Annotated in this window: 7 protein-coding genes and 1 pseudogene; 4 read left to right on the top strand and 4 right to left on the bottom strand. The window is 65.7% G+C overall.

All coding sequences use genetic code 11. From position 1 onward, the window contains the following. Positions 1-445: 445 nt before the first annotated feature. Positions 446-1,087 carry a response regulator transcription factor gene (locus tag ACIBO2_RS39150; RefSeq protein WP_358535298.1) on the bottom strand — a complete coding sequence of 214 codons (642 nt, stop codon included), beginning with the start codon at positions 1,085-1,087 and terminating at the stop codon, positions 446-448. After that, a complete protein-coding gene (locus ACIBO2_RS39145; protein WP_397303550.1) occupies positions 1,084-2,787 on the bottom strand; it encodes a sensor histidine kinase in 1,704 nt (567 codons plus the stop codon). The genes ACIBO2_RS39150 and ACIBO2_RS39145 overlap by 4 nt, the downstream gene beginning before the upstream one ends. 112 nt (positions 2,788-2,899) lie before the next feature. Between ACIBO2_RS39145 and ACIBO2_RS39140 the strand changes: the two are divergent. The 3 genes and pseudogenes from ACIBO2_RS39140 to ACIBO2_RS39130 form a co-directional block, all read left to right on the top strand. Beyond that, positions 2,900-3,553: pseudogene (locus ACIBO2_RS39140) on the top strand (ABC transporter ATP-binding protein); the annotation flags it as partial. A 62-nt stretch (positions 3,554-3,615) separates the two neighbouring features. After that, the gene (locus ACIBO2_RS39135; protein WP_358535294.1) at positions 3,616-4,380 is read left to right on the top strand and encodes an ABC transporter permease subunit; all 765 of its coding nucleotides are present in this window, start codon (positions 3,616-3,618) and stop codon (positions 4,378-4,380) included. Continuing rightward, a complete protein-coding gene (locus tag ACIBO2_RS39130; protein ID WP_358535292.1) occupies positions 4,377-5,153 on the top strand; it encodes an ABC transporter permease subunit in 777 nt (258 codons plus the stop codon). The genes ACIBO2_RS39135 and ACIBO2_RS39130 overlap by 4 nt, the downstream gene beginning before the upstream one ends. Before the next feature lie 558 nt (positions 5,154-5,711). Here ACIBO2_RS39130 and ACIBO2_RS39125 read toward each other — a convergent pair. Both ACIBO2_RS39125 and dapA read right to left on the bottom strand, forming a co-directional pair. After that, on the bottom strand, positions 5,712-7,397 hold the full coding sequence (locus ACIBO2_RS39125) for a ribonuclease J (protein ID WP_358535290.1): 1,686 nt from the start codon (positions 7,395-7,397) through the stop codon (positions 5,712-5,714). A 54-nt stretch (positions 7,398-7,451) separates the two neighbouring features. Beyond that, positions 7,452-8,369: a 4-hydroxy-tetrahydrodipicolinate synthase gene (gene dapA / locus ACIBO2_RS39120; RefSeq protein WP_358535288.1), complete on the bottom strand. Its 918-nt coding sequence runs from the start codon at positions 8,367-8,369 to the stop codon at positions 7,452-7,454. Between the two features lie 576 nt (positions 8,370-8,945). Between dapA and ACIBO2_RS39115 the strand changes: the two genes are divergently transcribed. Next, on the top strand, positions 8,946-9,662 hold the full coding sequence (locus ACIBO2_RS39115) for a GntR family transcriptional regulator (RefSeq protein ID WP_225299458.1): 717 nt from the start codon (positions 8,946-8,948) through the stop codon (positions 9,660-9,662). Positions 9,663-10,127 lie beyond the last annotated feature (465 nt).

Below are 10,127 nucleotides of genomic sequence, written 5' to 3'. Positions count from 1 at the left end.
CTCCCGAACCCGCCGACCAACAGCCCTGACCGCACCACACCCCAGCGCTCCATCCCCAACCTCACTCGCGCTCCCGAACCCGCCGACCAACAGCCCTGACCGCACCACACCCCAGCGCTCCATCCCCAACCTCACTCGCGCTCCCGAACCCGCCGACCAACAGCCTTCACTGCACCGCATCCCAGCGCTCGTCCGCGACCTCACCCCGGACTACCTAGCCCGCCGACCAATACTCCCGGGCCTTCCGCCCCAGCTCACCCAGTAATAGCCTCACCCCACGCACTCCCTAGCCCACCGACAACATCCAGCACCCATCGACCCTTCCGCGCCGCCCACTCATTGAGGTCCCAACACCCCGATGTCACCTGCACTCTCTAGCCCGCCAACCAACGCCCCCGGCCCTGTCCGCACTCCTAACCCGCCGACGAACGAACCAACTGTCTGATCAACGAACCGGTGAAACGAGCCCACTCTCGTACGCCACGATGACAAGCTGTGCCCGGTCCCGAGCATCGAGCTTGGCCAGGAGCCGCCCGATGTGGGTCTTGACCGTGGCGAGGCTGAGGTGAAGATGGGCGGCGATCTCGTTGTTGGAGAGACCTCGAGCGATCAGGATGAGAACCTCCCGTTCCCGCTCCGTAACGCCATGCAGCCCCTTGATCTGTAGTGACGCAGGCGTGCGGGCGAACTCCTCGATCAGCCTGCGCGTCACCCTCGGAGCCAGCAACGCCTCACCAGCCGCGACCACCCGAATGGCGGCGACCAGCTCGGCCGGCGGGGTGTCCTTAAGCAGGAACCCACTGGCTCCAGCACGGAGTGCGTCGTAAACATAGGCGTCGAGGTCGAACATGGTCACGATCAGGACCCGAGCCACATCACCGATCCGCCTGGTGGCCTCGATGCCATCCATTTCCGGCATGCGCACGTCCATAAGGACCACATCAGGCCGCTCCTCCAGAGCAACGGCCACCGCCTCGGCTCCCGTCGCGGCCTCCCCCACAACCGTCAGATCGGGCTCCGAGTCGACCAACACCTTGAAGCTCCCCCTGAGCAGCGCCTGGTCATCGGCGACAAGAACACGGATCACGAAGTGCCCCCATAAGGCAACCGGGCCGACACCCGAAACCCTCGTCCAGGTAGGCGTCCCGCCTCGAACACCCCGTCGTACATCATGACCCGCTCCCGCATTCCGATCAGTCCGTGTCCCGTTCCCTCCACCGGCAGTGTGCGACGGCCAGGACCGTCATCGATCACCTCGATCCGCACCTCCATCACGTCGGCCACCACCGAAATCCGGCACCGGGCTGGTGCCGCATGCTTCACCACATTGGTGAGTGCCTCCTGGACGATCCGATAGACCGACAACTCCACCCCCTCAGGCAGCCCCACCCCGAGCCGCGAGCCATCTTCTCCTTCGCCCATGCCTAGGCCGCTCTCGCCCTCGTCCCGGGCCCCCTGGCCGGCTCTGTCGTGGACCCGTCGGCCTGCCCTGTCCTGGGCCTGTTGACCTGTCCCCTCTTGGGCCCGTTGAGCGGCCCCGTCCTGGCTCCACTGGCCAGTCTCACCCTGATCCCCCTGGTCGGTACCACCATGGGCCGTTTGACCGGTCCCATCCTGGAAGCCCTGAACAGCCCCGCTCTGGAGCCTCGGGCCGATGCCGTCCCGGCCCGTTTGACCGACCCCACCCTGGAAGCCCAGACCAGCCCCACCCTGGACCCTCTGGCTGGTACCGCCCCGGGTATCAGTCCGGTCACCAACCCACCCCTGGTCTCTCCCGCCGTCCCTGGTCGCAACGGCGGCACCCTCCATAGCCGCACTGTCCCGGTCTACGCGATTGGTACTAGACCCAGCCGCGCGATTGCCCTTGTCGTCCTTGTGAAAAGCCCGCGAATGCGGTGCGACATCTTCTCCACTGTTCCGGCCTCCACCGGTCGCCAACCGGAGGTCCAGTTCTACCTCCACGCCCGCCAATCTGGCCTGCTCGGCCAGCCGCGGGAGGCCGCTGAGGTCCGGTGCGGGGCCACGGTCAGGCGTCTCATCTGAGCGGAGGACGCCGAGCAAATGGCGCATCTCGACGAGCGCGCTCCGGCTGGCGGTCTCGATCACCCGCAGCGCATCGTGTGCCTCTTCCGGTCGGGTGGCCATCACATGATTGGCCACACCCGCCTTGACCGCGATCAATCCCACGCTGTGCGCGACGACATCGTGCAACTCACGGGCGATGCGCAACCGCTCCTCCGCCACGGCCTGTCCAGCCAGGCGCTCGGCATCGCGCGCCGCATAGTGTCTTCGTTCTCGTACGGCTCGCCCGACCGTCCACGCGCCGCCAAGTGCGGCGATGCCGATGAGCGGCTGATCGAGATTCGTCAGCCACGCGGGGCCCTCCGGCTGCGGCACACCGCCGGCGACCACCATTCCGACCAACGTGACCAGGGTGAGCACACCGATCGCCGAGGTCGGAACCCACGCCCCCCGGGCATCGGCCAGGGCGACGACATAGAGCGCGTAGGCCGGCGAGATATAAGCGGATGAGACCCCTAACACCGCGGCAACCACGATGGAGACTGTCAGCACGAAGCAGAAGACGGGCAAGGGCCACACTCTGCGCATCGCCAGCGGCAAACCCAGCCCCAGGATAAGAGCCAGCCTCGCCCACGGCGGCAGCGCCCACCCACTCGTCGTCGCCGTGAGGAACATGAGACAGAAGCCCAACCCTGCCAGCAAGTCCAGCCCGATCAGCTGGCGACGGCTCAAGCGAGCGGTGAAGAGGGAGGGGGATTCGTTCACGCGTTGACCGTAGTGGTTGAGGGTGGGCCTGCACGTCAGACTGAGGTCTGACCTTGAGGTTCGGACCGTGGTCCGATGCGGCGAGCGCCCGCCGTACCTCATTCTTTACCGCGTGATCGAACTCAACCGCCTGACCAAACGCTACGGCGACACGCTCGCCGTCGACAATCTGTCCTTCAACATAGAGCCCGGCCACGTGACCGGATTCCTGGGCCCCAACGGTGCCGGCAAATCCACCACGATGCGCCTGATCCTCGGTCTCGACTCCGCCACCTCGGGCCAGGCACTCGTCAACGGGCAACGATACACCTCGCTGAGCAGGCCCATGCGTGAGGTGGGCGCGCTACTGGACGCGAGCGCCGTGCACGGCGGGCGCAGGGCCTACGACCATCTCTTGTGCCTGGCGCGCACCAATGACATCAGTCCGAAGCGAGTCGCCGAGGTTCTCGAACAGGTGGGCCTGGCCGGGGTGGCACGCAAGCGGGTGGGCGGCTTCTCACTCGGCATGAAACAGCGCCTCGGCATCGCGGCCGCCCTGCTCGGCGACCCGGGCACGCTGATGTTCGACGAACCGGTCAATGGACTCGATCCCGACGGGGTGCGCTGGATTCGCGACTTAATGCGCTCCTTGGCCAAGGAAGGCAGGACCATCCTGCTCTCCAGCCACCTGATGAGCGAGATGGCGCTGACGGCCGAGCGCATCATCATCCTTGGCCGAGGCAAGCTGATCATGGAAGCCACCGTGGCGGAGCTCACTGAGCGCTACCCGTCGCTCGAAGACGCCTACCTTGCTCTGACGGCGAGCAGCGTGGAATACGGAGCCGCACGATGAGAACGATCCTGTCTTCCGAATGGCTGAAGCTGCGCTCGGTCACCTCGACCTATCACGCACTCGGAGTGGCTGCGCTCACGGTGGTCCTCGGCATGATCTGGTCTTTCTACGTCAGCGGCCTGGCGGATGAACGCGGATCACTGCGAGCGGCGGCCCCCGAACAGGGCTTCCTGCCACTGATCCAAATCAGCCTGGCTGTCCTCGGCGTGCTGGCCATCACTGCGGAGCAGACCAGCGGCATGATCCGCACAAGTCTCACAGTCGTTCCCAAGAGAGGGACCTTACTGCTGGCCAAGGCGGGGGTGGTCGCCGCCGTCACCTTCGTCGCCGCCAACTCGATCATTATCCTCACGTACGTGACGAGCCGCCTCATAGCGGGCGAGCGCCACTTGCAGTTCAACGAGTCCTCTCTGGCCAGCGACCTGCCGATGCTGCTCGCCTCTGGGCTGTCGGTGACCGTGCTCGCATTGGTGGGCCTCGGCTTGGGCGTAGCCACTCGATCCACGGCGGCGGCGATCGTTTCGGTCGTGTCGCTACTGTTCGTCCTGCCCGGCATCGCCAATTACCTGCCAGCCCCGTGGAACACCCGCGTGGCCGCCCTCATGTTGCCCAACCTCGTGCCTCAGATCGCCGACCAGCGGCTTTCCAGGCGGCTGGGCGACGGTTTCCTACCTCCCTGGGCCGCGCTCGTGGTGCTCGCCGCCTACGCGATCGTCGCACTCGCGGCGGGGTTCTATCTGTTCAAAAGGAGAGACGCGTGAGTGTGCTGGCATCGGAGTGGCTGAAGGTCCGCACCGTTCGCTCCAGCTATCTGATGCTGGGGCTGAGTTTGGGCGGCATTCTGCTGGGCGTAGCGGTCGCCTGGGCGGCGGTCGGGACGTACGACAACGCCACCCCGGCGCAGCAGGCTCATGCCGCCATCGCGGATCTGGAGGAAGTGGTGCTGATGGTGCCACAGCTCTGCATGGGCGTCCTCGGCGTCCTCACGATCACGTCCGAATACGCAACAGGACTGATCAAAACAAGTCTCGCTATTGTGCCGAGACGCTGGCCGGTCCTCGCGGGAAAGTCGGCGATTGTCGGTCTACTCGGTCTGGTCACCGGCCCGATGGTGGTGTTCGGGACATACGTCGCTGCCCGTTGGATGATTGGCGACCGCTTCGGCGGCTCCTACACGATCCCCTTCCTCGACAGACTGCCGACGCTTATTACGTCGAGCCTTACGGTGGCGGTATTCGCGCTGCTCGGGCTGGGACTGGGCGCCACCTTACGCTCCACGGCGGGAGCGATCACGATCCTCGTGGGCCTCGTGTACGTGATCCCAATAGTCGTGGGCAACCTGCCCGAGCCCTGGAGCGAACGCCTCGGCTCGGTGATGATCGGAGCGCTCCCGCGCGAGATTGCCGGCGACGATCTCACGCACTCGGTGTACGGCTCGCTGCTTTCTCCTGTTGCTGCGGCCATGGTGCTGATCGCCTACGCTGTGCTGCCATTGCTCGTCGGTACATGGCTCATGCGCCGGAAGGATGCCTAAGCCGCCGACACACTCAGCATGGATGAGGCCCACCAGAGCGGTGTAGTTTCTCACCCACTCAACCTGTTCGCCCGCGCAGGAAACGCACAAGGAGATCGTTGATCCACCGCTGAGCGGGACACCACCTCAGTGTGCAAAGGAGACCGTGATTCACCACTGGGCGAGACACCACCTCAGTGTGCAAAGGAGACCGTGATTCACCACTGGGCGAGACACCACCTCAGTGTGCAAAGGGCGCGGAGCATCGGCAGGACGAACCGTCTTGATGGCGCCGAGGAATGTCGGCGAGGACACGGGTGTCACCGGGAGCCCCCAGCAGTCGGCGGAAGTCAGCTGGATCGCCGAGTGTCCGGGCACTGAGAATCGGCAGAGTCCACAGGACCGCCGGATGTCCGAGGCACCAAGTACCGGCAGAGTCCACTGGACCGCTGAGAGTCGGTGCAACCGGGATTCGGGGCCCGGATGTCGGCGGGGCCGCAGAGTCAGCGACAACCAGAGGCTCCGATGCGGCTCCCAGAGGTACGGCAGGCGCGCATGCCTGCCGTACCCATACGGAGGTCAGACCTCGAGCACCACGGGGATGATCATCGGACGGCGGCGATAGGTGTCGCTCACCCAGCGCCCGACCGTGCGGCGGACCACCCGGCGGATCTCCTGCATGTCGACGACTCCGTCGGCGGCCTTCTCCTCGAGCGCCTTCTCGATCTGCGGAATGAACTGCTCGAACTGCGCCGGGTCGATGCCGGAGCCACGCGCGTGGATCTCCGGCCCTCCGGTGAGTTTGCCGGTGCTGGAGTCGACCACGACGACGACAGAGATGAAGCCCTCGTCGCCGAGGATCCTGCGGTCCTTCAAGGAGGTGTCGGTAATCTCGCCGACGGATGAGCCATCGACGTAGACGTACCCGGCATGGACCGCACCGACGATCTTGGCTCTGCCGTCGACCAGGTCGACCACGACGCCGTCCTCCGCGATCACGATGTGATCGTCGGGCACGCCGGTGAGCGCGGCGAGCTTGGCGTGCGCGCGCAGGTGCCGCCATTCGCCGTGGACGGGCATGAAGTTCGACGGGCGGGTCAGGTTCAGCACGTAGAGCAGCTCGCCGGCGGCCGCATGTCCGGAGACATGCACCTTGGCGTTGCCCTTGTGCACGACTCGGGCGCCCCAGCGGGTGAGGCCGTTGATCACCTTGTTGACGGCGGTCTCGTTGCCCGGCACCAGCGACGACGCCAGCAAGACGGTGTCACCCTCGGCGATGCGAATCGGGTGATCCCGGTTGGCCATCCTCGACAGCGCCGCCATCGGCTCGCCCTGCGAACCCGTGCAGACGAGCACCACGTCTTCCGGCGGCCATTCCTCGATGTCGCGCGAGTCGACGATCAGCCCCGGCGGCACCTTGAGATAACCGAGATCGCGGGCCACGCCCATGTTGCGCAGCATCGAGCGCCCGACCATGGCGACCTTGCGATTGTGCCTGGACGCCGCATCCATGACCTGCTGGATGCGGTGTACGTGCGACGCGAAGCTGGCCACGATGACCCGCTGCTCCGAGGTACGGATCACCTCGTCGATGACCGGGCCGATCTCCCGTTCGCTGGTGACGAACCCGGGCACTTCAGCGTTGGTCGAGTCGGACATCAGCAGATCGACGCCCTCGGTACCAAGACGGGCGAACCCACCGAGGTCGGTGAGGCGGCCGTCGCTCGGCAACTGGTCCATGCGGAAGTCGCCGGTATGCAGCACGATGCCGGCGGGTGTCCTGATGGCCACCGCCAGCGCGTCCGGGATCGAGTGGTTGACCGCCAAGAACTCGCAGTCGAACGGCCCGAACCTGTGCCGTTCGCCCTCGACCACCTCGATCTTGGTCGGCTGGATCCGATGCTCGGTGAGCTTGGCCTCGATGAAGGCCAGGGTCAGCTTGGATCCGATGAGCGGGATGTTGCGCCGCTCGCGAAGCAGATACGGCACGGCCCCGATGTGGTCTTCGTGCGCGTGGGTCAGGACCACGGCCTCGACATCGTCGAGCCGGTCCCTGATGTATTCGAAGTCAGGCAGGATCAGGTCGATGCCCGGCTGGTCCGGCTCGGGGAAAAGCACCCCGCAGTCGACGATCAGCAATCGGCCGTCGTATTCGAAGACGGCCATGTTCCTGCCGATTTCACCCAGCCCGCCCAGCGCGACAATGCGCAGGCCGCCCTCCGGCAGCGCCGGCGGGGGGCCAAGCTCCGGATGTGGATGGCTCATAGCCGGCCCCCATGGTCAAATCGTGTTCTCAAAACTCCCGGTTCCTCCCCGTTCCTATGCGTCTGTCAACTTCACCCCGCCGGCTACCAGGCAAGCACGCAGCTCGGCGATCTGCTTCTCTGTCGCGGCCACCAACGGCAGCCGCACTGGTCCGACCGGCACTCCTACCATGCCCAGTGCCGCCTTGGCCATGATCGCGCCGCCAGCGCTCATCATGATCCCTTCAACCACGGGCGCCAGTTGGCGGTGCACCGCAAGTGCTTGAACGACGTCGCCGTTCCTGTACAAGTCGATCATGCGAGCCAGGTCGGCGCCGACCACGTGGCCGACAACGCTGACGAACCCGGCCGCGCCAACCGAGAGCCAGGGCAGGTTGAGCAGATCATCGCCCGAATAGAAGGCGAGATCGGTCATCGCCATGATCTGGCTGCCGAGGAACAGATCGCCCTTGGCGTCCTTCACGGCCACGATGCGTTCGTGCTGTGCGAGCCGGATCAGGGTTTCGATCTTGATGGGCACGCCGCTCCGCCCGGGGATGTCATAGAGCATCACCGGAAGGCTGGTTGCGTCGGCCACAGCGGCAAAGTGCTGATACAGGCCCTCTTGTGGGGGCTTGCTGTAGTACGGCGTCACTACGAGCAACCCGTGAGCACCCGCGCGGGCCGCGGTCTTCGCGAGCGAGATGCTGTGGTGGGTGTCATTGGTGCCCGCCCCGGCCACCACCGTTGCCCGATCACCCACCGTCTCGAGAACGGTGCGCAGAATGCGCTCCTTCTCCTCGTCGGAGGTGGTGGGCGACTCGCCGGTCGTCCCGCTGACGATCAGGCCGTCGTTGCGCTGCTCATCCACCAGATAGGTGGCCAGGCGCCGCACGGCGTCGTAATCGACCGCACCGTCAGGTGTGAACGGCGTGACCATGGCGGTCAACATACGGCCGAAGGGCGCGTCGGTGGTTCCAGTTGGCGAAGCCATAGTGCGAACGCTACCTGGATTCGCAAAAGCGGTGGACGCCGCCACCCCGCTTTGCCTGCCTGGGGCCGCGTATTGTCATGCCGTTCCCCGGCATCTCAGGGCGTGTCCGGCGGCACTCGACACGTCCTAGCGTGCCGCTCCCGGCCACCGGACGCCCCTTCGAGCCGGGCCGCGGCTCCGGCACCGGATCATCCGCTCACCGCTCGCAGTGATCACTGGATGCCATCCGAAGTCACGCGCTGGCCCTATGACCGCAGCTTGACATGCCGTGCACAGACGCCTGACGTTCACCGACATGTCGTACATATCTGGCGAACCACCACCGACGAGGAGCACCGTCCCCGCGAGGGACTTCGCGCCGCGCATGGGAAGAGGCCGCCGATATGTGCTCGGGGGTACACACATCGACGACCTCTACCGAAGAATCGGCCACTCTTACATCGGCGTTACAGGGTTTCTTTGATAATTTTCTGCCGCCGCAAAGTTGGGGCTCCAAGTGACCTCGATGACGGTCGGTTACCTGTCGAATACGGCAACATAGGGCAACGCCTCACACGAACCCCCAGGGATGGACTAGTGGCCACCTCAGATCCGGTCTACCTGCGTGTCGTCGAAGACATTCGGCGACAGATCACCGACGGCACCCTTCCCCCCGGTGCACCCATTCCCTCACGGGCGCAACTGACCCGCAAGTACCAGGTCGGCGAGACCGCAGCCCGCCACGCCCTGCGCGTGCTGGCGAGCGAAGGTCTCATCATCGGCCGCGTGGGATCGGGTCATTACGTCAGAGAACGCCCAGACCTTTCCCCATTGCACCGATGGCGCTTCCTTGATCATCCCGCCCCGTTCGCCGCCGACCTGCAGTCCCAGGGCCGGCGCGTGACCTGGGACTGGCACAGCGAGCCCGCCGAAGCCGGACCCGACATCGCCAGACGGCTGCGGCTCGACGAATCGACCACCCTGACGAGGACGCACTACGTCTTCCGCGGCGATGGCCGGCCGCTCCAGCTCGCCACCTCGTACGAGCCACTGGAGTTCGCCGCCCACACGGAGGAGGAACGGCGCAGCTTGGTCGCCAGAGTGTACGCGCACGGGATAAAGATCACGGAGATCGTCGAAAGCGTGCACACCCGCGTGCCCCGCCCCGCGGAGAGCGACGCCCTCGATCTGCCGGCGGGCATCCACGTCCTGCACGTGGAACGCACCCATTGGGCAGGCGACCGCCCAGTGGAGACCAGCGACATCGTTATTCCGGGAGACCGCTTCCGGATCATGTACAGCATGCCTGTTTGACCGAATCTGAGAGCTCCGGGCCGATACCCGCCTCTTCGGCCTGGAGCTCAGCCGGATGACCACCGGGGCTTAGCCTTCGTGGCGGCAACGGCCGACCCGTCCGCACAGCGTCGACGACTCACCACCGGGTCCACTCCTGGCGCGCGGCGCGGCTGATCGCGCCACCAAAGCGGTGGAATTCCGGCGACCTTCGCGAGCAGCGAGGGCATCGAACGATGATCAGCTCCAGCACCGGCAATCCGATGGCGCCCCACCGGTCGTGCGTCCGTGAGACGTTGGTGATCCCCGGAGTAGGCGATGAACCCCATAAGGCGATCATCGAGACCAACGGAACGTGATCTGGACGACGCCATAGATCTTCCACCCAGGGACGCAATTCCACGACGCGCTGGAACGTCCACTCGCTGGGACGTCCACACGCTGGCACGCCCACGCGCTGGAACGTCATCCCGGACGGCGTTCCTC

It is taken from the genome of Nonomuraea sp. NPDC050022 (assembly GCF_044460705.1).
In the GTDB taxonomy this organism is placed as follows: domain Bacteria; phylum Actinomycetota; class Actinomycetes; order Streptosporangiales; family Streptosporangiaceae; genus Nonomuraea.
The sequence above is the reverse complement of the archived record's forward strand: the minus strand, read 5'-3'. Positions and strand labels throughout refer to the sequence as shown.

What these genes read in the sequence shown, in the direction of transcription:
- ACIBO2_RS39135 (WP_358535294.1), top strand. Translation starts at nt 3,616, where the DNA reads ATGAGAACGATCCTGTCTTCCGAATGGCTGAAGCTGCGCTCGGTCACC.
- ACIBO2_RS39125 (WP_358535290.1), bottom strand. Translation starts at nt 7,397, where the DNA reads ATGAGCCATCCACATCCGGAGCTTGGCCCCCCGCCGGCGCTGCCGGAG.
- dapA (WP_358535288.1), bottom strand. Translation starts at nt 8,369, where the DNA reads ATGGCTTCGCCAACTGGAACCACCGACGCGCCCTTCGGCCGTATGTTG.